Annotated in this window: 33 protein-coding genes; 32 read left to right on the top strand and 1 reads right to left on the bottom strand. The window is 66.8% G+C overall.

Annotation, left to right across the window (positions count from 1 at the left end):
• The first annotated feature begins 3 nt into the window (after positions 1-3).
• Genes HAP48_RS42620 through HAP48_RS42615 form a run of 3 tightly spaced genes read left to right on the top strand, consistent with a single transcriptional unit; the run spans position 4 to position 763 of the window.
• On the top strand, positions 4-402 hold the full coding sequence (locus tag HAP48_RS42620) for a hypothetical protein (protein WP_166205714.1): 399 nt from the start codon (positions 4-6) through the stop codon (positions 400-402).
• Positions 402-533, top strand: coding sequence for a hypothetical protein (locus HAP48_RS50295; protein WP_275949005.1), 132 nt, complete (start codon positions 402-404; stop codon positions 531-533). Before HAP48_RS42620 ends, HAP48_RS50295 begins: the two co-directional genes overlap by 1 nt.
• On the top strand, positions 530-763 hold the full coding sequence (locus HAP48_RS42615) for a hypothetical protein (RefSeq protein WP_166205713.1): 234 nt from the start codon (positions 530-532) through the stop codon (positions 761-763). The genes HAP48_RS50295 and HAP48_RS42615 overlap by 4 nt, the downstream gene beginning before the upstream one ends.
• Before the next feature lie 3 nt (positions 764-766).
• On the opposite strand, the gene HAP48_RS42610 is transcribed toward HAP48_RS42615, so the two are convergent.
• Positions 767-982 (bottom strand): hypothetical protein, encoded by a 216-nt coding sequence (locus tag HAP48_RS42610; protein ID WP_166205712.1) that lies wholly within the window; start codon positions 980-982, stop codon positions 767-769.
• 84 nt (positions 983-1,066) lie between these two features.
• Between HAP48_RS42610 and HAP48_RS42605 the strand changes: the two genes are divergently transcribed.
• From HAP48_RS42605 to HAP48_RS42470, 29 genes are all read left to right on the top strand, one after another.
• Positions 1,067-1,444, top strand: a complete 378-nt coding sequence (locus HAP48_RS42605; protein WP_166205711.1) for a hypothetical protein — start codon at positions 1,067-1,069, stop codon at positions 1,442-1,444.
• 61 nt (positions 1,445-1,505) lie between these two features.
• Positions 1,506-1,832 carry a hypothetical protein gene (locus HAP48_RS42600; protein WP_166202858.1) on the top strand — a complete coding sequence of 109 codons (327 nt, stop codon included), beginning with the start codon at positions 1,506-1,508 and terminating at the stop codon, positions 1,830-1,832.
• The gene (locus HAP48_RS42595) at positions 1,832-2,026 is read left to right on the top strand and encodes a hypothetical protein (RefSeq protein ID WP_166205710.1); all 195 of its coding nucleotides are present in this window, start codon (positions 1,832-1,834) and stop codon (positions 2,024-2,026) included. Before HAP48_RS42600 ends, HAP48_RS42595 begins: the two co-directional genes overlap by 1 nt.
• The gene (locus HAP48_RS42590) at positions 2,026-2,397 is read left to right on the top strand and encodes a hypothetical protein (protein WP_166205709.1); all 372 of its coding nucleotides are present in this window, start codon (positions 2,026-2,028) and stop codon (positions 2,395-2,397) included. Before HAP48_RS42595 ends, HAP48_RS42590 begins: the two co-directional genes overlap by 1 nt.
• Positions 2,390-2,572, top strand: coding sequence for a hypothetical protein (locus HAP48_RS42585; RefSeq protein WP_166205708.1), 183 nt, complete (start codon positions 2,390-2,392; stop codon positions 2,570-2,572). The genes HAP48_RS42590 and HAP48_RS42585 overlap by 8 nt, the downstream gene beginning before the upstream one ends.
• Complete coding sequence (locus tag HAP48_RS42580; protein ID WP_166205707.1) at positions 2,569-2,799, top strand: hypothetical protein; 231 nt, start codon at positions 2,569-2,571, stop codon at positions 2,797-2,799. The genes HAP48_RS42585 and HAP48_RS42580 overlap by 4 nt, the downstream gene beginning before the upstream one ends.
• Positions 2,796-3,005, top strand: coding sequence for a hypothetical protein (locus HAP48_RS42575; protein ID WP_166205706.1), 210 nt, complete (start codon positions 2,796-2,798; stop codon positions 3,003-3,005). The genes HAP48_RS42580 and HAP48_RS42575 overlap by 4 nt, the downstream gene beginning before the upstream one ends.
• A 1-nt stretch (position 3,006) precedes the next feature.
• Positions 3,007-3,354 carry a DUF3307 domain-containing protein gene (locus HAP48_RS42570; RefSeq protein ID WP_166205705.1) on the top strand — a complete coding sequence of 116 codons (348 nt, stop codon included), beginning with the start codon at positions 3,007-3,009 and terminating at the stop codon, positions 3,352-3,354.
• Positions 3,354-3,788, top strand: a complete 435-nt coding sequence (locus tag HAP48_RS42565) for a P-loop NTPase family protein (protein ID WP_166205704.1) — start codon at positions 3,354-3,356, stop codon at positions 3,786-3,788. The genes HAP48_RS42570 and HAP48_RS42565 overlap by 1 nt, the downstream gene beginning before the upstream one ends.
• Positions 3,785-4,246, top strand: a complete 462-nt coding sequence (locus HAP48_RS42560; RefSeq protein ID WP_166205703.1) for a hypothetical protein — start codon at positions 3,785-3,787, stop codon at positions 4,244-4,246. The genes HAP48_RS42565 and HAP48_RS42560 overlap by 4 nt, the downstream gene beginning before the upstream one ends.
• Positions 4,243-4,983, top strand: coding sequence for an adenine nucleotide alpha hydrolase family protein (locus HAP48_RS42555; RefSeq protein ID WP_166205702.1), 741 nt, complete (start codon positions 4,243-4,245; stop codon positions 4,981-4,983). Before HAP48_RS42560 ends, HAP48_RS42555 begins: the two co-directional genes overlap by 4 nt.
• Positions 4,980-5,165, top strand: a complete 186-nt coding sequence (locus tag HAP48_RS42550; protein ID WP_166205701.1) for a hypothetical protein — start codon at positions 4,980-4,982, stop codon at positions 5,163-5,165. The genes HAP48_RS42555 and HAP48_RS42550 overlap by 4 nt, the downstream gene beginning before the upstream one ends.
• Positions 5,165-5,353, top strand: a complete 189-nt coding sequence (locus tag HAP48_RS42545) for a hypothetical protein (protein WP_166205700.1) — start codon at positions 5,165-5,167, stop codon at positions 5,351-5,353. The genes HAP48_RS42550 and HAP48_RS42545 overlap by 1 nt, the downstream gene beginning before the upstream one ends.
• Positions 5,354-5,490: 137 nt before the next feature.
• Positions 5,491-5,994 carry a hypothetical protein gene (locus HAP48_RS42540; protein WP_166205699.1) on the top strand — a complete coding sequence of 168 codons (504 nt, stop codon included), beginning with the start codon at positions 5,491-5,493 and terminating at the stop codon, positions 5,992-5,994.
• 9 nt (positions 5,995-6,003) lie between these two features.
• Positions 6,004-6,672: a hypothetical protein gene (locus tag HAP48_RS42535; protein ID WP_166205698.1), complete on the top strand. Its 669-nt coding sequence runs from the start codon at positions 6,004-6,006 to the stop codon at positions 6,670-6,672.
• A gap of 6 nt (positions 6,673-6,678) precedes the next feature.
• On the top strand, positions 6,679-7,245 hold the full coding sequence (locus tag HAP48_RS42530) for a hypothetical protein (protein WP_166205697.1): 567 nt from the start codon (positions 6,679-6,681) through the stop codon (positions 7,243-7,245).
• 44 nt (positions 7,246-7,289) lie between these two features.
• On the top strand, positions 7,290-7,421 hold the full coding sequence (locus HAP48_RS50290) for a hypothetical protein (RefSeq protein WP_275949195.1): 132 nt from the start codon (positions 7,290-7,292) through the stop codon (positions 7,419-7,421).
• Positions 7,422-7,544: 123 nt separating this feature from the next.
• The gene (locus tag HAP48_RS42525; protein ID WP_166205696.1) at positions 7,545-8,033 is read left to right on the top strand and encodes a hypothetical protein; all 489 of its coding nucleotides are present in this window, start codon (positions 7,545-7,547) and stop codon (positions 8,031-8,033) included.
• A complete protein-coding gene (locus HAP48_RS42520) occupies positions 8,020-9,729 on the top strand; it encodes a phage terminase large subunit (RefSeq protein WP_166205695.1) in 1,710 nt (569 codons plus the stop codon). The genes HAP48_RS42525 and HAP48_RS42520 overlap by 14 nt, the downstream gene beginning before the upstream one ends.
• A 49-nt stretch (positions 9,730-9,778) precedes the next feature.
• Complete coding sequence (locus HAP48_RS42515; protein WP_166205694.1) at positions 9,779-11,428, top strand: phage portal protein; 1,650 nt, start codon at positions 9,779-9,781, stop codon at positions 11,426-11,428.
• Positions 11,428-11,628 carry a hypothetical protein gene (locus tag HAP48_RS42510; RefSeq protein ID WP_166205693.1) on the top strand — a complete coding sequence of 67 codons (201 nt, stop codon included), beginning with the start codon at positions 11,428-11,430 and terminating at the stop codon, positions 11,626-11,628. The genes HAP48_RS42515 and HAP48_RS42510 overlap by 1 nt, the downstream gene beginning before the upstream one ends.
• Positions 11,621-11,941: a hypothetical protein gene (locus HAP48_RS42505; RefSeq protein WP_166205692.1), complete on the top strand. Its 321-nt coding sequence runs from the start codon at positions 11,621-11,623 to the stop codon at positions 11,939-11,941. The genes HAP48_RS42510 and HAP48_RS42505 overlap by 8 nt, the downstream gene beginning before the upstream one ends.
• Before the next feature lie 40 nt (positions 11,942-11,981).
• Entirely contained in the window at positions 11,982-12,314 is a 333-nt protein-coding gene (locus tag HAP48_RS42500) for a hypothetical protein (protein WP_166205691.1), read from the top strand.
• Positions 12,311-12,526, top strand: coding sequence for a hypothetical protein (locus tag HAP48_RS42495; protein ID WP_166205690.1), 216 nt, complete (start codon positions 12,311-12,313; stop codon positions 12,524-12,526). The genes HAP48_RS42500 and HAP48_RS42495 overlap by 4 nt, the downstream gene beginning before the upstream one ends.
• A gap of 4 nt (positions 12,527-12,530) precedes the next feature.
• Entirely contained in the window at positions 12,531-13,739 is a 1,209-nt protein-coding gene (locus tag HAP48_RS42490) for an SGNH/GDSL hydrolase family protein (protein ID WP_166205689.1), read from the top strand.
• Positions 13,740-13,761: 22 nt separating this feature from the next.
• A complete protein-coding gene (locus HAP48_RS42485; RefSeq protein WP_224496820.1) occupies positions 13,762-16,725 on the top strand; it encodes an NUDIX domain-containing protein in 2,964 nt (987 codons plus the stop codon).
• A 189-nt stretch (positions 16,726-16,914) separates the two neighbouring features.
• Positions 16,915-18,516 (top strand): hypothetical protein, encoded by a 1,602-nt coding sequence (locus HAP48_RS42480; RefSeq protein WP_166205688.1) that lies wholly within the window; start codon positions 16,915-16,917, stop codon positions 18,514-18,516.
• 83 nt (positions 18,517-18,599) lie between these two features.
• The gene (locus tag HAP48_RS42475) at positions 18,600-18,938 is read left to right on the top strand and encodes a hypothetical protein (RefSeq protein WP_166205687.1); all 339 of its coding nucleotides are present in this window, start codon (positions 18,600-18,602) and stop codon (positions 18,936-18,938) included.
• 51 nt (positions 18,939-18,989) lie between these two features.
• Positions 18,990-19,844 carry a phage tail fiber protein gene (locus HAP48_RS42470; protein ID WP_166205686.1) on the top strand — a complete coding sequence of 285 codons (855 nt, stop codon included), beginning with the start codon at positions 18,990-18,992 and terminating at the stop codon, positions 19,842-19,844.
• Positions 19,845-19,854 lie beyond the last annotated feature (10 nt).

Raw genomic sequence — 19,854 nt, 5'->3', positions numbered from 1 at the left:
CCTGTGAAAGACACCCAGCCCGTAGCCGTCCGCTTCGCGACCGGCGCGTTCTGCCAGTCGCTGCTCGACAGCATGCTGCCGACGATCCGGACGGTGGCGCGCGACCGCGGTTACGCGGTCGCCGTGCACGGCAGCCTCGCCCGCGACATCGACCTGATCGCGGTGGCGTGGACCGAGGAGGCGTCCTCGCACGGCGATCTCGTCATGGCGATCTGCGAGGCGCTCTCGGCAGACGGCCTGCTCGGCCGCTGCCACATCCTCGGCAAGGCCAGCTCGGACGAGAACTTCGGCAGGAAGCCCCACGGCCGCGTCGCCTACACGCTGGTGCATGGCGGCTTCATCGGCGAGATCGACCTCTCGGTCATCCCGCCGCGATCCAAGCCCGCATTGCAGGAGCTGTGATGATCCCGACCCTGTTCCTGCTCGCATGGCGCAACGCCATGATCGCGACGATGGCGATGATGCTCGCGCCCCTCGAGGGCGCCTTCACCGCGGTCGAGGACGAGCTCGAACGGCGAGGCGTCGAGCTGTGAAGATCGACATCGGGCCGCTGCGCAATCCGGCCGACGAGGCCAAGCCGCTCACCGAGGAGAGCCTGCTGCAGCTCCTCAAGCAGATCAACCGGCCGATCACGGTCAAGCCGACGCACATCACGTTCCTGCCGGCGGTCGAATGCACGACCTGCGGCAAGCTCTGTCGCTTCGATGAGCCGTACTTCATGTGCGACGCATGCGAGCGCGTCGTCGGAGCCGTGACGCGCTGAGCTTCAGTTCGCCCGGCCCGAGACGGGCATGAGGTCGAACGCCCCGATCTCGCGGCCCTTGGCGTCCACGTGGGGAACGTCGATCCAGATCAGGCCCTTCGATCCGCGGAATTGGTATTGGAGGCGGCCCGACGTTCGCGTGATGTGTTTGAAGCGGACCATGCCGGTCGGTCGCGCGTCCTCGCCAGCCTTGGCGTGTATCGTTTTCAGGTGGTCCATCTTCACACTGCTAGTTCAGGGGGCGGTCGTGTCGCGTCGACCCACATGGCGACGGACGCGCGTTAACCACAGATCAGGATCGCGATGAAGCCCGTCGACCAAGACAAATTCCACGACAGGGAGACCGGCGCTCGCGGCAACTGCCAGCAGGCCGCCGTCGCCTCGATCTTGGAGCTGCCGCTCCATCAGGTACCAAACTTCCACGATTGCGAAGAGGGCTTCTGGGCCGGCTTCAACAACTTCGTGCGTTCGCGCGGCATGGCGATCCTGGCCCTGCGCAACGGCGACTTCGACTACTGGCTGCGCACCTCGGGCGTCCACTATCTCGCCTACGGCCCCGCCGAGCGGGGCGTGCTCCACGCAGTGGTCTATCGCGGCGGCAAGCTCGCCCATGACCCGCATCCATCACGCGCCGGTCTGTTGCAGGTCGACGAGGTGAACGTGCTGGTGCCGCTGCTCTGATCGCCTGACCTCCCGCACCGACTGACCATCGACGCGGGTCACACCCCGGAGACCATCCACCATGCCCCTCTTCGTGAAGTGCATCGACAACACGCTTGTGCGTGACGAACTCACCGTTGGTCGCCTCTACGAGGTCTGGATCGCCAACCACCGCGACGGCAACTATCACCTGACCGGTTTCGAGCGGCCCTTCAGCATCACGCGGTTCGTCGAGGCTGGCCCGGCCGACCTCAAGGCGGCCGGGCGCTGCTCGAACTGCAGTGCCCCGCTCGGGCGCCACGGCAAGTGCCCGGCACTCTGCGAGCCCGTCGAGAACCCGGAGCCCTACCGGGGCCCGACCAAGGTCGGTCGCACCCACATGGCTCGCCTCGCGGCGCCGGTGGCGTGATGATCAACGAGACCAACATCATCGTCGGCCTCCTGACGGTCGCCGAGATCCTGATCTGCATCTGCGTCGCGCTGGCGGAGCACGGCTACTACTACCTAGCCTGGATCACGGGCTACGTCGCCGTGCTCGTCGGCACCTTCGACGGCTGGTACATCGCCAAGGCGCGCGTGACCAAGTTCGGCGAGGCGCCGTGATGGAAGTCGTCGAGAAGGGCCACCTCTACGCCGTCGACGGCTACGACGGCGCGCCCCAGTCCCTGATCCAGTTCATGAAGCGGGTCGGCGAGGGCTATCCCGGCAACGAGGGCCGGCCTCACGGCGGTACCAACAGTCAGGAGGTGCTGCGCGTCCTGATCGACCGGGTGAAGTATCTCAACGGCCAGGTCCCGAGCCGCCACAACAGCCTGATCCTCTCCGCGTTGCGGGTCGCGCTCATCAAGTTCGAGCTGCGCGCCGCGGAGCTTCACGGCATCGAGTTTCCGGTGATCGACCAAGGTCAGCCGGAGCTGCGCTCGACGTGTCCCCGGTGTGGGCACATCGTCTGCCACGGCCACGCCGATGAGTGAGGCTCCCCGTCCGGAGCCCTCCGACGAGGTGAAGGCGATCCTCCGCGAGTTCGTCGCGATCCAGAAGGCCAAGTACGGCCCCGACTGGAAGAAGAAGCTCTCCGCCGAGATGGCGGCGAAGTCGAGACCATTCATCGACGCGCTACTCGCGGCGCACCGCAAGGACCCCCGATGACACGGACCTTCATGCTGCTCGGCGCGCTGCTGCTCGCCGGCTGCGGCATCGACCGCGGCCAGTGCCTCGCCGATCACGAGGAGACGTCCACGTGGATGATGCCGGTCCAGACCGGCAGCATCTCGTGCGGCAATGGCTGCACCATGCCGATCTACACGCACATCCCGATCGAGGACCATCACAGGACCTGCGATCGCTGGGAATTTCCGGAAGGCCGCCCCCAATGATCAAGATCATCGCGACCCTGTGCAGCCTCGCGGCCCCCGCGGACTGCCACGAGGTCACCGTGACCAACTCCGACTTCCAGCCGATGACCATGACCCAGTGCATGGTCGGTCTGCCGGCGATCGCCGAGTGGATGAAGCAGCATCCCGCCGAGCGCCTCGCCGGCTGGAAGTGCCAGCTCGGCACGCGCGAGCAGAAGGCCGCCTGACATGCTGGATGCTCTCGGCCCCCTGTTCTGGATGCTGATCGGCCACGCGGTAGCGGACTATCCGCTGCAGGGCGACTGGCTGTCGAAGGCCAAGAACCCGGGCTGGTCACCCGTCCTCGTTCCGGCCGAGACGATCTGGCCGGGCGCGCTGCTCGCGCACGCCGCGATCCACGCCGGAGCCGTCAAGCTCGCCACCGGTTCGTGGCTCCTCGCAGTCGCCGAGCTCGTCGCCCACGCGGTGATCGACTTCACCAAGTGCCGCAACCGCATCGGCTACAACACCGACCAGTCGCTCCACGTCGTATGCAAGCTGATCTGGTTCTGCGCGCTGCTGAGCGGGGTCGCCTGATGATCCCGGCGAACCTCACCGCCTTCTTGGTCGTCGGCTGCCCGGGCTCGGGCAAGTCGTGGGTCTGCGGCCAGCTCGCCGGCCTCTACCACTACGTGCCGCACGATCAGTTCAAGGCAGCGCCGGGCGCCTCCTACACCGCCGAGATTTGCCGGCAGTCGCACACCGCGAAACGGCCGCTGCTGATCGAGACGCCGTTCTCGATGTCGCAGATCGTCGCGCCGCTGGAGCATGTCGGCTTCCACGTCACGCCGGTGTTCATTCAGGAGCACCCCGAGGTGATCCGCCAGCGCTACTGGGCGCGCGAGGGGAGGGAGCTCCCTGCCGGGCACCTCACCCGGCAGCGCACCTATCAGGAGCGCGCCACCGCAATGGGCCACTTCCAAGGCACGTCGAGCCAGGTGCTCGAGTATCTGCGGGCGCTCGCCTCGTGAAGCAGCCCTACATCGTCAAGGTCAGCACGGGCTCCGCCCCGGACAACTCGTTCGTCAAGCTGCGCCGGCAGGTCCGCGCGCTGAAGGACGAGAACGATTTCCTCAAATCGGCGCTGGCGGACCTTCGCCGCTCCGCCACGCGCGAGCTCGAGTTGCGCGACGCGCACATCAAGAAGCTCGACATCGAGGTCAGGGACATCGCCTTCGCCTATCGTGAACTGAGGGGGTCGCAAGAAGTGACAGCGCAGCTTCCGAAGCTCGACCTCGTCGGCGAGATCATCCACGCCGAGATCATGGAACGGGCAGGGGACGGCGTCCTCACCCGCGCCCAGCTCTCCGAGGTCATTCGGCCGTTCATGGACATCCTGATGCCCAAGCCGGAGATCGAGTGCTGGCGCGACCCCGATGATCCGAACCGGATGCACGCCAAGCTGACACTTCGGAGGCCCCGGCAGTGAGCGGCCTCGACAAGATCCCTCACTCCCGCGGTGACGCGCTGATCGCCGAATACAAGGAGCGATACGGCGACAAGACCTTGATCGCTTTCTCGCGTGGCAAGGACTCGATCGCGGTGGCCTTGGGCCTGCGCGACAAGATCGAGATGATCCCGTTCTACTACGACGACATCCCCGGGCTCGAGTTTATCGACGAGAGCCTCGACTACTACGAGCGCAAGCTGTTCGGCCGCAAAATCCTGCGCCTGCCGCACCCGGTGTTCTACAAGCACTTCTCCAACGGCCTGTTCCAGCCGATGCGCCGCGCGCAGATCCTGGCCGCGGCCTCCATCCCGCGCCTCGACCACAAGGACGTGGTCGAGATGGTCAAGCAGCAGGAGGGCATCGAGGGCACGATCCTCTCGGCCACCGGCATCCGCGCGCTCGACAACGCGATCCGCTTCATGTCGATCCGAAAGCATGGCGCGATCCGCCCGACCGTCGGCAACTGGGCGCCCATATGGGACTGGACCAAGGGCCGCCTGATGGACGAGATCGAGAAGAGCGGCGTCTCGCTGCCTCCCGATTACACCTTCCTGCCGCGCTCGCTGGACGGCTTCTCCTACCTCTACCTGATCCCGCTCAAGGAGCGTTTCCCGCGCGACTTCGAGCGCATCTGCGACTGGCTCCCGCTCGCTCGCGCGGAGCTGCTCCGTTGCGAGATCAACCAGCGGCTCACCAGCCCGGACGCTCCGGCATGAGCCGCCCCATCCCCCGCGACCTTGAACCGAAGGTGTCCATGCAGACTGTCAGCCACGCCGTCCAAGATGCACTCATCAAGAAGGCGCTGCAGCTGCGCGCCCGTGGCAAGACAATGCAGGAAGTCGCCGACGAGATCGGCGTGACCCGGCTCGATGTATTCCGGATGTTCCAGAGGCAGTGATGATCTTCGTCGGCGTTGTAGCGACCCTTGCTTCGGGCTGCCTGCTGGTGTGCCTGATCTCGGCATGGTGGCATGACAAGGCTTTCTCGAAGGACCCCATCATGGAGACCTCGCTGCTCGTCGGCCTGGTCGCGATGCTGATCTCCTCGGTCCACACGCTGGTGACCGCAGTGCAGGCGATGCTCTGATGCGGCGCCGCTCCATCTTCTGGCTTCTCGCGCTCGACCACGCGGTGAACGCCGTCCTGATCCTGCTGCTGGTGCTGCTGCTCGCATCGCGGCTCTGACCAACCACCTCCGTCCCCCAACCATAGGCTCCCCACGCCATGCACCACCTGCACATCTCCGGCTTTGCCGTGCTCCTGATCGTTTTCGCCATCATGGCGCTGCTGTTCGGCCTCGGCTGGTTCATCCTGGCCCTGCGCGAGCAGAACAGCGAGCGCCGTCGCTGGAGCGAGGCGCGTCCGACGGCCCAGCGCGGCCCGTGGGGCGACCCGTGGAGCGGCGCGGCCTACGCGCCGCGCCCGACGCCGCCGTCACCCGGCCCGGCTCCTGCCGCAGCTCCGCAGCCCGTCTACGCAGCCGCTCCTACCCAGACCGTTGTGCATCACGTCGACCACGGCGCCTCCGCCGGCGACGTGCTGGTCGCCGGCATGGCCGGTGCGATGATCGGCAGCGCACTGGCAGGTCCTCACGTCTACGCCGCGCCGATGATCGTGGACCCGCTCTACGTCGACCCGGTCATCGTGGGTAGCGGTATCGACATCGTCGACGACGGCGGCTTCTTCGGCGGTGACGGCATCGACATCGACTTCGGCGGCGACGACTAAGGAGCACTCATGTCGAGCGATCACGCATGTCCGTACTGCCCCGCGGTGTTCAAGTGGGGCGAGGACGCTGACAGTCCCCTCGGCGTCCGTGCAGGGAACGAGAAGTGCGGCTCGAACGCCTACTGGAAACTGCGTGGGCACGTCGACGAGAAGCACCCCACGGAGGGGCACCGCTGTCCGCGGCGCCTCGAAGTGCCGTTCCTCCCGCAGGACAAGTCCAATGACTGGTGGATGACCCCGGATGGGCACCGCGCCTGCTCGCATTGCGGCTCGATGCACCCCGACGACCTGTTCGCCCAGATCGAGGCCGGCGCGCTCGTGATCGGCACCGACAAGAACTACAAGATCTACTGCGACGTGCCGTCGCCGGTCGCCGGCCAGGTGCACGTCACGTCGATCTCCTCGCACCCGTATGACGGCGGCGAGGAGCTCACCGAGGCGCTGTGCGATCAACACGGCCTGTCGTCGTACGAGCGCACCGAGTACATCGGCAAATACGTCAAATTCCAGCCGCGCTCGGGCATCGCGCACCTGAAGTTCTACTTCCAGCACCTCGATGCTGCCGGCCAGGATCGCTTCATCGCGCTCTACAACGACAAGAAGATCAAGCTCGATCGCTTCGGGCTGTACCGGACGCCGTATTTCGCGACGCCCGCGGGACAGCCGGTCGAGAGGTGACGCGCCATGGCGCTGAAGAAGCTCAACCTCAGCATCAAGAAGAAAGAGGGCGGCGGCGGTCTGCGCAAGCTCGACCCCGACGCGATGAAGAAGCGTCGCGAGGCCGCCAAGGCACTCGATTTCGTGCCGAACGAGGCCGACGTGCTCGCCGACATGCCCGAGGGGCTCTCCCCGGAGGACGAGCACCTCGAGCGCATGCGCAGGCTCGGCGATGCCTTCGGCGACATCCCCGCAGGGGACGCTTCGCCCGCTGACGAAGAGTCCAAGGAGCTCGACGCCAAGGGCAAGGGCATGAAGGCCGACCTCGCGCGTCAGCAGAACGCCAACGCCCAGCAGGACACCGCCGACTATTACATCTGCGTGGTGTTCGCGGACGGCGCGAGCGCCACAGAGTTCATCAAGCGCACCAACTATCCCGTTCCAGACTCGTCCTTCATCGACGGGCACCTGCTCGCATCGGCGCTCGGCTTCGAGTTGCCAAAGCCGAAAATTCGGCTACAGAAGATTCGTCCACCGCAGCGAACACTCGCTCGGCTGGTGACGGCGTTTCCCGACAAGGGAGACAAGGCGTAGTGTCAGCGCCTACCTCTGACGCACATCACGGAGAGTAGCCGATCATGGCGAAGAAGGCGAAGAAGGCGGTCAAGCGCGCCAACAAGGCCGCGAAGTCCCGCACGAAGAAGAAGAGCGCGAAGAAGTCGAGCCGCAAGAGCAAGACGTCGGGCGGTAAGTCGCCGAAGAGCAAGTAAGCCTGCCAAGCTCGTCACCGAGCTTAGGGAAAGGGGTCGCCTTCGCAGGGCGGCCCCTTTCTCTTTGTGGCGCCCGCCACCCGACCATCGAGACCCACGAGACCAACGAAATTCAGTGTCCCCATGCCCAACAAAGCAGTCGCAGCCCAGTCGGACGGCAAGGACCGTCGGAGGAAGAAGGGCAAGAAAACCGTCAAGAACTCATCGACCTCGCCCCGCGAGATCGCTGTCACCGCGGCGTTCAAGCGCAAGGCCGAGGAGGCCGTTCAGTATCGCCTGCAGGGCTACACGTTCCAGCAGATCGGCGAGGAGCTGAAGGTCAATCGCACCTACGCCTACAAGCTCGTCCGCTATGCGATGGAGAGCCAGCCGATCGAGGGCGTCGAAGAGCTGCGCAGCCTTATGGCCGCGCGCCTCGAGATGATGCTCACCGCAACCCTGGCCGACGCCTTCGAGGGGGTCGGCGAGAGCATGGATCAGGCACGTCGCACCATGGAGTTTCAGGCCAAGCTGCTCGGGCTCTATGCGCCGCAGAAGGTCGAGCACTCCGGCGAGGTCGCGGGCGGGGCCCAGCCCGTGTTCGTGATCTCGGCGGCTGATGCCAAGCTCTAAGGCCGCGCGGCAGAAAAAAGCCCCCAGCAGGGGCCCTCAGTTCGTCATCGTCGGCGCCGAGGGCCCGACCAAGGTCGGGCACAATGGCGGCCCCGCGCTCTCGTCATGGGGCGAGAAGGGCGCAACGCCGGCGCAGGAGAAGGCCACCATCCTGCTCGGTGGCGATCAGCGCCACACCTGTCTGGTCGGCGGCGCCCGCTCCGGCAAGACCACGACGCTCGTCCGCACCATCGTGCTGCGCGCGTTGCGCTTCCCGGGCTCCCGCCATGTGATCCTGCGCAACCGCGCGGTCCATGCCGACGCCTCGGTGGGTCTCGACACCCTGCCGAAGGTGATGAAGCTCTTCTTCCCGGGGACGACATACAGGCATTCGCGCCACCCCCACAACGTGGTGCGGTTTCCGAACGGATCGGAAATCTGGATCGGCGGTCTCGACGACGCCTCGCGCGCCGACAAGATCCTCGGCGCCGAATACGCCACGATCTTCCTCAACGAGTGCTCGCAGATCAGCTGGTACACCGCCAAGCTGGTCCGCTCGCGTCTCGCCCAGGTCGTCGCCGGCTGCCGGCAGCGGATGTTCTACGACATCAACCCGGTCGGCAAGTCGCACTGGACCAACGTCCTGTTCGGCGAGCTCAAGGACCCAGAGACCAAGGTCGCGATCAACGACCCCGAGAACTACCAGCGGATGTTCATCAATCCCGCTGACAACATCGCGAACCTTGACGCGGGCTACATCAAGGAACTCGAAAACTCGACCGGCAACTATCGCAAGCGGTTCTGGGAAGGCGCCTACATCGACGAGAACGTCGGCGCGCTCTGGACCACCGAGATGATCGAGAGCTGCCGCGTCGTCGTCGGCGACGAGCCGGAATATGTGCAGACCGTGGTCTCGATCGACCCGTCCGGCGCATCCGAGCCCGGCGACAAGACCGACGTCGAGCAGAAGCCGCTCAACGACGAGATCGGCATCATTGTCGCCTCGCTCGGCAAGGACAACCGTGTCTATCTGCGCGCCGACCTGTCGATCGTCGGCGGTCCGGAGAACTGGGGCAAGGCGGCAATCGCCGCCTACCACGCCTACGGCGCCGACCACATCATCGCCGAGACCAACTACGGCGGCGACATGGTCGCCTACGTCATCCGCTCGCTGGACGGTAACGTCCCGGTGCGCGTGGTGCATGCAAGCAAGGGCAAGCACGTCCGCGCCGAGCCGATCTCCACGCTGTATACCCGCAACGGCGTGCGCCACGTCGGACGCTTCAACGAGCTGGAGGACCAGCTCACCGCCTTCACCACGCTCGGTTACGGCGGACCGAAGTCGCCTGACCGTGCCGACGCATGGATCTGGGCGGTGAACGACCTGGCTCTCGCTTCCGGCGCCAACAGCTGGATCGAGTATTACAAGCGGCTCGCCGAGGGCGCGCAGCAGCAGGGCGGGGCCGCAAGCGCCCCGCCTCCGGAAGGTCCCCAGTTCGGCTTCGAGATCACACCGGCCACGCCTCCGCGCGACAAGGTGCTGATCCGCGTGCCGGACGACGTATCGACCGTCTACCTGATGGACGGCACGGCAGCATACCCGCCGGCCAACCGCATCATCGCCGTCAGCAAGGACGACGCCTCAGCCTTCATGCAACGGGGCTGGGAGCGCGTCCCGCTGCCCGCGCCAACGCCTCAAGCGGGGCCCACAACGTAAAAACGGAAGCTGCAGGATGGTGTCCACCCCTCGCGGAGAAGGCCGCTCGATGCGGTCGCTCTCTCCCTACGACGTCAACGTGTCGTCGCAAGGGCGCCCGGTCACGCCGGGCGCGGGCTACGGCACCGCGCAGGGCGCCGACTGGTTCGGACCTCTCAACCCGATCCAGCCGATTGCCCCGCCCGAGGTCGCAGGCCGCGTCTGGGATTTCATCCCGGGCTACAACCTCGCCACCACGCCGCGCACCTACGAGGAAATCTCGTTCCCGGCGCTGCGCAACCTCGCCGACAGCTACGACCCGATGCGGCTCGTCATCGAGCGGCGCAAGGATCAGATGTGCCGCCTGCCGTGGACCATCCGCGTCAAGCACGAGGACAGCAGCAAGAAGAAGCGGCCGCCGATCTCCGAGCTGCCTGCGGCTCAGCAGAACCGCATCAAGGAGATCACGCGCTTCTTCAAGCGGCCCGACCGGGAGATGACCTTCCGATCCTGGCTGCGCGCGATCCTCGAGGATCTGCTCGTGATCGACGCCCCGTCGATCTTCTGCGAGCGCAACCGTGGCGGCGGGCTGATCGGCCTGCGCTACGTCGACGGCGGCACCATCAAGCGGGTGATCGACGATTGGGGCCGCACCCCGGAGCCCATCCCGTTCACCGGGCAGGACTTCACGTGGAACGGCGACACCATCACGCTGGAGAACCACCGGACCTTCGGCTTCCGGCTGGTGCCCGGCTCCATGATCGCGCATCAGACGCCGATCGGCATGAAGCCGCCGAAGTTCGCGATGCTGCCTCCGGCCTATCAGCAGGTGCTGAAAGGTCTCCCGGCAGTGAACTACACCACGGCGGACCTGATCTATCGGCCGCTCAATCTGCGTCCTAACCGGGTCTATGGCTATTCGCCGGTCGAGCAGGTCGTGATGACCGTCTCGATCGCGCTGCGCCGCTCGCTGGCGCAGCTCGAATACTTCCGCGAAGGCAACCAGCCGGACGCGGTGTATTCGCTGCCGGCCGAGTGGACGCCGGACCAGACTGCACGCTTCCAGCAGTATTGGGACGATCTGTTCTCGGGCAACCTCGCCAACCGTCGCCGGATGAAGTTCATCCCGACCGGCTCCGGCAACGCCTACACGCCGCTCAAGGAGCCGCCGCTCAAGAACGAGTTCGACGAGTGGCTGGTCCGCATCGTCTGCTTCGCGTTCTCCTATCCGCCGGCCGCCTTCGTCTCGCTCTCGAACCGCTCGATCGCCGAGCAGCACGAGAAGCAGGCCGAGGAGGAGGGCATCGAGCCCATGAAGCAGTGGGTCACCGAGACCCTCAACGACGTGCTGATGCGCGAGTTCTCCGACGACGACCTCGAGTTCGCGTGGGCGGAAGAGCAGGAGATCGACCCGGAGAAGCAGTCGACCATCCTGCGCGGCTACGCCGAGGACGGCATCCTGACCATCAATCAGGTCCGGGAGAAGATCGGCGAGGAGCCTGATCCGAACCCTGCGGCAAGCCAGCTGATGGTCAAGACCGCAACCGGCTACGTCAACATCGACAACGGTCAGCTCGACCAGAAGGTCACCGAGGCGAAGGCGATGGCGCAAGCCGTCCCGCAGCCCACGGCGCCCGAGCCGGGCTCCACCAAGACCCCCTCCACATCGCCCCCCTCAACCAAGGTCGGCGCCAAGGCGCCGCCCAAGAAGGACAAGTGATGGCCCGACCAGCCGGATCATACCGCGGCGCTCGCCGGAACGAGGCGAAGGAGAGCGGCCAGCAGATGCTGACGCTCGCCGAGCTTCGCCGGATCAACGAGATGGCTCACCGCAACGCGGCGGCCGCTCAGCTCGCGCGACCGGACAAGTATGTCTCGGTCGGCGAGCTCGAACCCTTGGGGGACAAGTTCAATGGGTAACGCCGTGACCATCAACTCCACCATCACCACCCACCGTCTGATCCCGCCCGCGAACGGCCGCAAGGTCACCGTCAACGGTCGCACCTTCGATCCGGCGGGCGGAGTGCAGGACGTGCCCGAGTTCGACTCGGCGGGACTGCAGGCCAACGGCTGGATGCTGCTGGCGCCGTCCGGTCCGACCACTGCGCGGCCGACCTCGGCGCTCGGCACTCATCCGCTGCTCATCGGCTTCCGCTTCTACGACACCACGATCAACCACCTGGTGATCTGGGACGGCAAGAACTGGAAGAACGAGACGGGCGCCACCGCCTGATCTCACGCCCTCAACCGCGCTCAACCGGTAGGACACCTCCATGGCTCTGTCTGGCGTTCACATCACTTTCGGATACTGCAACGTCGGCTTTGCCGGTGGCGTGCCCCATGTCGCGCTGCCTTACGGCGCGACCGGGGCGCAGCTGATGGCGAACCCCGGGCAGTCCTCCATCGCGGCGCAGGCCGGCAGCGTTCTGCCGAACGCGGAGCTGCTGCTGCCGATGCTGACGATCAACGCCTCGGCCGCGATCTTCTACACCGTCGGCCCGAACGCGGACACCAACGTGGGTCCGCTGCGCTACTTCGATCCGAGCTTCGGCGCCGTCGATATTCTGGTCGACGCCGGCGACAAGATTGCGTGGATCGCGGCGTGAGCCGGCTGCAGCTGGCTCGCCGCGCGTCGATCGCGCGCCGGGCGACACTCGACCGCACCGCCTCGTCGGCGCCGGTCGCCGCCTCCTACGCCGGTGGCGTGGCCGCACCGGCCGGCACTCGCTGGGATTTCGTCACCTTCAACGGGCAGCGCGTGACCGCTGCGACCTCGCGCTCCGCAGCCGAGCCCGTCGTCACGCTCGTAAGGATGTGAACCGATGACCGACTTCCAACGCATCTCCCCGCGCAAGCTGCAGGTCGTCGCCACGCGCGGCCGCGTCATGGGCGACTACACGCAGGGCGGCGGCACCGCGACCCGGTTCGAGAGCCGCATCAAGATGCGCTCGGCGCCGGTCTATGTGCGCGACATCCGCCTCCTGTACGGCAACTTCCTCGCCAACGCGACCAGCTCGGACGCCGACGCGCCGAACGACATCACGGTGGAGGCGGCGCTCGAGTCGCTGACCGGCGTGTTCACCCGCCGGGCGTTCTTCGGCGCGCAGGTCAACCGGCTGCTCGCCGCCGGCGCCCACTACTTCATCTCCGACAAGATCGGCGCCGATCTGGCGCCGAGCACCGATTTTGCCATCCGTACCGGCGTCACGGTCGCCTCCGCCGGTCAGTTCGTGCAGTACGGCGTGCTGACGCTGACCACCGCCGACACCTTCGTCGAGAACACCTCCGGCAGCAGCCAGGTTCTCGGCTTCACCGGCGCTATGGTGGCGAACGGCGGCGTGCTGGTCTCAAAGGGCTATGGTCCGCTCGCAGTGCTCGGCTATCCGCTGACCCCGACGCCCGCCGTCGTGATCCGCGGTGACAGCATCGCGGTCGGCGTGGCTGACGTGAACAACAACGTCGGCGCAAACGGCTTCCTCGAGCGCGGGTTGGTCGGCGCCTCGGGCGGCGCCATCCCGTATATGAACTTGGCGCGCGCGGGCGACAGCCTGCAGGGCGAGGGTGCAATCGGGCACGGCTGGCGGCGCGACAGCCTGATGGAGTACGCCACCCACTACGTCACCGACATGGGCAACAACGATCCTGCCGGCGGCGTCTCGCTCGCCAGCATGCAGACGTTGGCCCTCGCGAACTGGAAGTCGGCGAAGGCGCGGGGCCTCAAGGTCTACCAGTGCACGCTGCTGCCGCGCTGCACCTCGTCGGACGGCTTCACCACGACGGGCGGCCAGACCGTCGTTGCCAACTACGAAAGCACCGGCATCCGCGGCCTGTTCAACGCATGGCTGCTGACGCAGGTCGGCGTGACCATCGACGGCGTCATCGACGTCGCCGCGGTGGTCGAAGATCCGGCCAACCCCGGCAAGTGGAAGGTCTCGGGCGGCGTTCTCACCGCCGACGGCATCCACCCGAACGCGCTTGGCAACGCAAACATCGCGCCGACCATCACGGCGTGGGCCAACACGCTCACCTGATCCCCCAGCTCCCGGAGACGCCATGACCGCGGCGGAGAAATCGACCTTCGCCGCGCCGGCGTCGGCAACGTCCGGCCTTCAGGGCTACGACCTCGAGGGCCAGAAGAAGAAAAAGAAGAAGGACGCCACCAAGGCGGCCGTCGATCCGGACGCGGGCCGCCATCAGGCGGCCGGCATCGCCATCGTGACCCCGGATGGACGCGCGCTGTTCATGAAGCGGGCCCCGGGTGGGGACCACGGCGGCGAGTGGAATTTCCCGGGCGGGGGCATCGACGCGGGCGAGACGGCCGAAGAGGCAGCAATCCGCGAGACGCTCGAAGAGGCCGGCATCACGCTCGACCCTGCAGGCATCCGCGGCCAGGTCTGCCAGATCGCAACCGGCCGGGTCGACTTCACCACCTTCGTTCAGCGCGTCGAGGAGAAGCTCGCCGTCAAGCTGAACGACGAGCACACCGAGGCGCGCTGGGAATATCTGCGCGCGCCGCCCGAGCCGCTGCATCCCGGCGTCCGCGCTTCGCTGCCGCTCGTCATTTCCGTCGTCGAGGGCGGCCCGATGCGCTTCGCCAAGGGCGACAAGCGCACGCTCTACATCAAGCGCAGCCTTCGCAACGGCGAGGCACTCAAGAGCTGGGCCGCAGCCAACGGCTTCCCGGTCACGCTGCCCATCGACGATTTCCACGTCACCATCGCCTACTCGAAAGAGCCGGTCGAATGGTCCGGCGTGCCGCGCTCCACCGTGCCGATCTTCCGGGTCGAAGGCGGTGAGCGTCACCTCGAGCGCCTCGGCAAGGAAGGTGAAGCCCTCGTGCTTCGCTTCCACTCCGACGAGCTCGCCTCGCGTCATCGCGAGATCCACGACGCAGGCGCCGTCTGGCGGTGGCCTGACTTCAAATCGCACGTCACGCTCACCTATCAGGGAGCGGACATCGTCATCGACGAGATGGCGCCGTTCGACGGCGTGCTTGAGTTCGGACCCGAGCAGTGGGCCGAGATCAAAGAAAACTGGATGTCAACCGTCGTCGAAAAACGCGACGCAGGAGAACTGGACATGGATAATCTTTCGCTCTTCGTGCAAATCGCGAAGGTCGATGCCGCCAAGCGCATCGTTTACGGCACCGCAGTGGTCGAGGAAGTCGATCGCGCCAACGAGATCTTCGACTACGCGACCTCGAAGCCGCACTTCGAGAAGTGGTCGGGCGACATCGCGAAGGTGACCGACGGCAAGAGCCTCGGCAACGTGCGTTCGATGCACTCGGCGATCGCGGCCGGCAAGCTGACCGACATCGGCTTCGACGATGCGCGCAAGGCGATCGACATCGCCGCCAAGGTCGTCGACGACAACGAGTGGAAGAAGGTCGAGGAGGGCGTCTACACCGGCTTCTCCATCGGCGGCCGCTACCTCAAGCGCTGGCAGGATGGCGACGCAAAGCGCTATACCGCCGCGCCCTCCGAGATTTCGCTGGTCGACCTGCCGTGCGGGCCCTCCGCCACGTTCTCCATGATCAAGGCGGACGGCACCGAGGAGATGCGCAAGTTCGCTGGCGGCGAGGCCTCCAAGCCGGAGACCACCGAGGAGATCGTCATCACCAACGACATGGTCGCCAAGCGCGCCACCGAGATCGCGACCGAGAAGGGTGGTGACTGGCTGGTGCACATCGCCGACGCCCGCAAGGCGCTCGAGGACGAGGCCGCCGCCAAGAAGGCCGCTCCCGTCGAGCAGGCCGCTGCTGAGCCGGTCGCCGCTGAGGCGGCCGCTGCCGAGGTCGCCAAGGGCGCCACCGCCACCGTCGAAGCCGGTGGCACGATCGAAAACACCGCAACCGAGGGCGTCGATTTGACCAAGACCACTCCCGACGACGTCGCCCAGGTCTGGGCGTCGCCGCGCCTGCCGAACCAGACCTTCGCCAAGAAGGGCGACCTGCTGAAGGCGCTCGCCGAGCTCGAAGCCAAGGACGCGGTCGCCAAGGCGGCAGCTCCGGTGCTCGATGCGCTCAAGACCGGCGAGAAGCCCGCCGAGGTCGCCAAGGGCGCTGATGGCGATGCGAAGCCCGAAGGCGAGACCGCAACCGTCGAGAAGGCTGACCTCACCACCGCCGAGGGCGTCGAGAAGGCGATCACGCTGTTCGACGCATTGAACGCCTCCCACGTGGAGACCCGCGAGCTGGTCAAGGCCGCCCGCGCGCTGTCGCTCGTCGACAAGCTGCCCGAGGGCCTCGTGTTCAAGGGCGAGGCGATCGAGGGCGACGAGCTCGCCAAGGGCGCCGGCCTCTACATGATGGGCGACCTCACCAACATGCTCGCGTGCGTTCAGGCGTGCGAGAACATGACCGAGGGCGAGTGGGGCATCGAGGTGCCGAAGGAGCTGCGCGACCGCTTCGGCGCCGCGCTGGTCGACCTCGGCGACATCGTCGCGGCCGTGCTCGACACCGTGCTGACCCACATCAAGGCCGAAGAGCAGAGCGAGGCGCTGACGCGCGCAGCTCCGCTGGCCGATCTCCTCAAGCGCGGCGCGCGGCACAGCGCCAAGGATCGCGCCGCGATCAAGGAAATCCACGACACCATGGTCAAGCTCGACAAGGGCTGCTGCGGTGCTGCGGAGAAGGCCGCCGGCGACGATCTCGGCAAGGCGATCGAGGCGAACGATCTGCTCAAGGCGCAGGTCGCTGCCGCTTCGGCCGCGCAGGCCCAGCTGTTCAAGGACATCGAGGCCGGCATCGCGCTGAAGATCAGCGACGAGGTCGCCAAGGCTACGGGTCCGCTCCGCGAGGAGATCGCGACCCTGACCACCCAGAACGGCGACCTCACCAAGCGTGTCGCCGAGGTCTCGCTCTATCCGGCCGCCGTGCCGAACGGTCCCTACCGCGTCGCGGAGAAGGCCATCGACATGGTGACCAGTGATCTGGCGAAGATCACGTCCGAGGAGCTCAACACCCGAGCCACCGAGGCGTCCATGCGTCGGCAGATGCCGACGCGCGGCCAGGTCTGATCACTTCCTGAAATTCGGCTAGGCGCCCACCCGGGGACGGGTAGGGCGCCGCAGCCTTCATCGCGACGAGAACCCGGGCCGGGGACGGTCACTGCGGGAACGACGTCGCGCGTCTGCTCGCGCCTGCCGGGGACGGCACCACGGCGCACCCACCACACCCCGCAATCACCAGTTTTGGAGTCTTGAGCGATGAACGCTCTCGTCAAGTATACCGACTTCCTGCCGCACGAGCTGCAGAAGTCGTGGGCGCCGATCTACACCGTCAACGGCAACCTCGATCGCGCTGCGATCGCCGCCGAAGTGCAGTCCTTCCTCGCGTCGATGTCGAAGTCGCACGAGGCGCGCAACTTCGTCCCGGAGATGTTCGCCAAGTCGGCGACGTTCCAGCAGGCCGGCTCGCCCACCACGGGCCTGACCTACTACGATCTCGAGCTGGGCGCGAAGTTCGTGTACCCGGTTCTCACTCCGCTGCGGAACGAAATTCCGCGCGTGACCGGCAAGGGCGGCATTCAGGCCGCTTGGCGCGCCGTGACCAGCGTGAACACCGCCAACATGCGGATCGGCGTCTCGGCCGGTAACCGCGGCGGCGTGCAGGCGGTCTCCACGCAGGACTACGCGGCGGCTTACCGCGGCATCGGTCTGGAAACCAACGTCGACTTCGAGGCCGAGTACGCTGGCCGCGGCTTCGACGACATCCGGGCGATCGCGGCCAAGGTCGGCCTCGAGGCCACCATGATCGGCGAAGAGGCGCTGCTGCTCGGCGGCAACACCTCGCTGCAGCTCGGCATCACCCCGACCCCGACGGTCGCGGCCTCGATCACCGGCGGCGTTCTGGCTGCCGCGACCTACTCGGTGATCTGCGTCGCGCTCGCGTTCGACGCCATGGTCAACGGCTCGATCGCCGGCGGTATCCAGGCCTCGATCACCCGCGCCAACGCTGACGGCTCGTCCGACACGTTCGGCGGCGGCTCCGCGCAGAAGTCGGTGGCTGCCACCGGCACCGTCGCGAGCGGCACCACCGGCTCGCTGACGGCGACCGTTGCGGCGGTCAACGGCGCCTGCGGCTACGCTTGGTTCTGGGGCGCGGCTGGCTCCGAGGTGCTCGGTGCGATCACCTCGATCAACTCGGTTGCCATCGTGGCGGCCGCGACCGGCACGCAGACCGCAGCCTCGCTGCCGTCGAGCGACCAGTCGACCAACAGCCTCGTGTTCGACGGCATCATGACCCAGCTGCTCAAGGCCGGGTCGAATGCCTATGTCGGCCGTCTCGCCACCGGCGCTGCCGGCGTCGGTACGCCGCTGACCTCGGACGGCTCCGGCGGCATCGTCGAGATCGACGCCGCGCTGAAGGATCGCTGGGACAACTTCCGCCTGTCGCCCGACACCATCTGGGTGAACTCGCAGGAGGCGTTGAACATCTCCAAGAAGATCCTGCAGGGCTCGTCCAACGCGGCCCAGCGGTTCGTGTTCAACTCCGAGCGCGACAGCCTCGGCGGCGGCATCATGGTCCGCACCTATCTGAACCGTTTCAGCATGGGCGGCGCCAAGACCCTCGACATCCGCATCCATCCGAACATGCCCGCGGGCACGATCGTGATGACGTCGAAGTCGCTGCCGTACCCGGTCTCGGGTATCGCCAACGTCCTGCAGGTCCGCTGCCGTCAGGACTACTACCAGATCGAGTGGCCGCTGCGGACCCGCAAGTACGAGTCGGGCGTCTACGCCGACGAAGTGCTGCAGTGCTACTTCCCGCCCGCCTTCGCGATGATCTCGAACATCGCCAACGGCTAATTGACGCTCTCGCAGCGTCGGCAGGGGCGCGTACGCGCGCCTCTGCCTCTCTCGCCTTTGCACCCCCACCACTGGAGCTACCAATGCCCAAGCTGTTTGCGCCGGAAGGCGTCAACTCGTTCTCGCACGCCGGTCACGAGTTCACTGTTGCCGAGGACGGCACCGTCGAGGTCGCCGAGCACGTCGTCGAGCATCTGATCCCGCACGGTTTCGTCTCCGGCGAGGCACCGCCCGCGCCCTCCGAGAAGATCACGATCGGCCGCGACGACATGATCGCGGTGCTCGAGGCGCTCGGCGTCGCCGCGAACCCGGCCATGCGCGCCGACAAGCTCGTCGCTGCGCTGCTGGCCGCGGTCAAGAAGAAGCCCGCCAAGGCCGCGACCGGCGCGACTGGCGCCGCTGGCGACGGCGCCGGCAAGTAACGCGCGGATCGCTCCGCGCACCCGCATCACCTCGTAGGGGACACCGATCGCATGACCGGCTTTACCGACTATTCCGCCAAGAACGCGCTGAACTATCTGACCGGCGCGAAGGCCATGCCGGCCCTGACCGGTGTCTGGCTCGCGCTGTTCACGGCGGTCGGTACCGACGCAGGCACCGGCTTCACCGAGGTCGCGGGCAACGGCTACGCGCGCGTGCAGGTGGCTGGCTCCGTTGCAACGACGGCAGCCACCACCACCGCGAGCCCGACCATCACGCATTCGGCGGTGCCCTCCTGGGTCACCGTCGGAATGCAGGCGCGCGACGCCACGACCGGCAATGTCGTCGGGACGGTGCAGTTGGTCGGCGCCACCACGGTCACCCTGACCGCAAACGCAGCCTTCGCCATCTCGTCCGGCGACAGCATCACGTACAGCGCCTTCCCGGACGCCACTGGATCTGCGCCGGTGTCGGCCTCGAACGGTGCGCAGGTCACGTTTGCGGCCTCGACGTCCACCGGCTGGGGCACGCTGATTGCGTGGGGCCTCTTCGACGCATCGAGCGCGGGCAACCTGACGTTCTGGGATTACATGGGCCAGTTCAGCTGGCTGCCCGCGACCGTCACGGCTGCATCTCCCGGCGTCATCACCGCGAAGGCGCACGGCTACGCCAACGGCGACAGCTTCATCTTCTCGACCGAGTACGGCGGCACCGCGCCGACCTTCTCGGCCGGCAGCTACACCGGCCTGCAGACGGTCGCCGGCGTCACCGCGGACACCTTCAACGTCACCGGCGTCAACACCTCGGCGTCGGGCTCGGGCTCGGTGCGCAAGGTCGCATCGCAGTCGATGCCGGGCGGCATCACGGCGCAGTTCTCCGCATCCAGCATGACGCTCAGCCTGGCCTGAGCCCGCACAG

Source organism: Bradyrhizobium septentrionale (assembly GCF_011516645.4).
GTDB lineage: Bacteria > Pseudomonadota > Alphaproteobacteria > Rhizobiales > Xanthobacteraceae > Bradyrhizobium > Bradyrhizobium septentrionale.
The sequence above is the reverse complement of the archived record's forward strand: the minus strand, read 5'-3'. Positions and strand labels throughout refer to the sequence as shown.

Bases quoted from the DNA above. Each gene is read 5' to 3' on its own strand.
- HAP48_RS50295 (WP_275949005.1), top strand. From the start codon at position 402: ATGATCCCGACCCTGTTCCTGCTCGCATGGCGCAACGCCATGATCGCG.
- HAP48_RS42610 (WP_166205712.1), bottom strand. From the start codon at position 982: ATGGACCACCTGAAAACGATACACGCCAAGGCTGGCGAGGACGCGCGA.
- HAP48_RS42605 (WP_166205711.1), top strand. From the start codon at position 1,067: ATGAAGCCCGTCGACCAAGACAAATTCCACGACAGGGAGACCGGCGCT.
- HAP48_RS42600 (WP_166202858.1), top strand. From the start codon at position 1,506: ATGCCCCTCTTCGTGAAGTGCATCGACAACACGCTTGTGCGTGACGAA.
- HAP48_RS42595 (WP_166205710.1), top strand. From the start codon at position 1,832: ATGATCAACGAGACCAACATCATCGTCGGCCTCCTGACGGTCGCCGAG.
- HAP48_RS42590 (WP_166205709.1), top strand. From the start codon at position 2,026: ATGGAAGTCGTCGAGAAGGGCCACCTCTACGCCGTCGACGGCTACGAC.
- HAP48_RS42585 (WP_166205708.1), top strand. From the start codon at position 2,390: ATGAGTGAGGCTCCCCGTCCGGAGCCCTCCGACGAGGTGAAGGCGATC.
- HAP48_RS42580 (WP_166205707.1), top strand. From the start codon at position 2,569: ATGACACGGACCTTCATGCTGCTCGGCGCGCTGCTGCTCGCCGGCTGC.
- HAP48_RS42575 (WP_166205706.1), top strand. From the start codon at position 2,796: ATGATCAAGATCATCGCGACCCTGTGCAGCCTCGCGGCCCCCGCGGAC.
- HAP48_RS42570 (WP_166205705.1), top strand. From the start codon at position 3,007: ATGCTGGATGCTCTCGGCCCCCTGTTCTGGATGCTGATCGGCCACGCG.
- HAP48_RS42565 (WP_166205704.1), top strand. From the start codon at position 3,354: ATGATCCCGGCGAACCTCACCGCCTTCTTGGTCGTCGGCTGCCCGGGC.
- HAP48_RS42550 (WP_166205701.1), top strand. From the start codon at position 4,980: ATGAGCCGCCCCATCCCCCGCGACCTTGAACCGAAGGTGTCCATGCAG.
- HAP48_RS42545 (WP_166205700.1), top strand. From the start codon at position 5,165: ATGATCTTCGTCGGCGTTGTAGCGACCCTTGCTTCGGGCTGCCTGCTG.
- HAP48_RS42540 (WP_166205699.1), top strand. From the start codon at position 5,491: ATGCACCACCTGCACATCTCCGGCTTTGCCGTGCTCCTGATCGTTTTC.
- HAP48_RS42535 (WP_166205698.1), top strand. From the start codon at position 6,004: ATGTCGAGCGATCACGCATGTCCGTACTGCCCCGCGGTGTTCAAGTGG.
- HAP48_RS42530 (WP_166205697.1), top strand. From the start codon at position 6,679: ATGGCGCTGAAGAAGCTCAACCTCAGCATCAAGAAGAAAGAGGGCGGC.
- HAP48_RS50290 (WP_275949195.1), top strand. From the start codon at position 7,290: ATGGCGAAGAAGGCGAAGAAGGCGGTCAAGCGCGCCAACAAGGCCGCG.
- HAP48_RS42525 (WP_166205696.1), top strand. From the start codon at position 7,545: ATGCCCAACAAAGCAGTCGCAGCCCAGTCGGACGGCAAGGACCGTCGG.
- HAP48_RS42520 (WP_166205695.1), top strand. From the start codon at position 8,020: ATGCCAAGCTCTAAGGCCGCGCGGCAGAAAAAAGCCCCCAGCAGGGGC.
- HAP48_RS42515 (WP_166205694.1), top strand. From the start codon at position 9,779: ATGCGGTCGCTCTCTCCCTACGACGTCAACGTGTCGTCGCAAGGGCGC.
- HAP48_RS42510 (WP_166205693.1), top strand. From the start codon at position 11,428: ATGGCCCGACCAGCCGGATCATACCGCGGCGCTCGCCGGAACGAGGCG.
- HAP48_RS42505 (WP_166205692.1), top strand. From the start codon at position 11,621: ATGGGTAACGCCGTGACCATCAACTCCACCATCACCACCCACCGTCTG.
- HAP48_RS42500 (WP_166205691.1), top strand. From the start codon at position 11,982: ATGGCTCTGTCTGGCGTTCACATCACTTTCGGATACTGCAACGTCGGC.
- HAP48_RS42490 (WP_166205689.1), top strand. From the start codon at position 12,531: ATGACCGACTTCCAACGCATCTCCCCGCGCAAGCTGCAGGTCGTCGCC.
- HAP48_RS42485 (WP_224496820.1), top strand. From the start codon at position 13,762: ATGACCGCGGCGGAGAAATCGACCTTCGCCGCGCCGGCGTCGGCAACG.
- HAP48_RS42480 (WP_166205688.1), top strand. From the start codon at position 16,915: ATGAACGCTCTCGTCAAGTATACCGACTTCCTGCCGCACGAGCTGCAG.
- HAP48_RS42475 (WP_166205687.1), top strand. From the start codon at position 18,600: ATGCCCAAGCTGTTTGCGCCGGAAGGCGTCAACTCGTTCTCGCACGCC.
- HAP48_RS42470 (WP_166205686.1), top strand. From the start codon at position 18,990: ATGACCGGCTTTACCGACTATTCCGCCAAGAACGCGCTGAACTATCTG.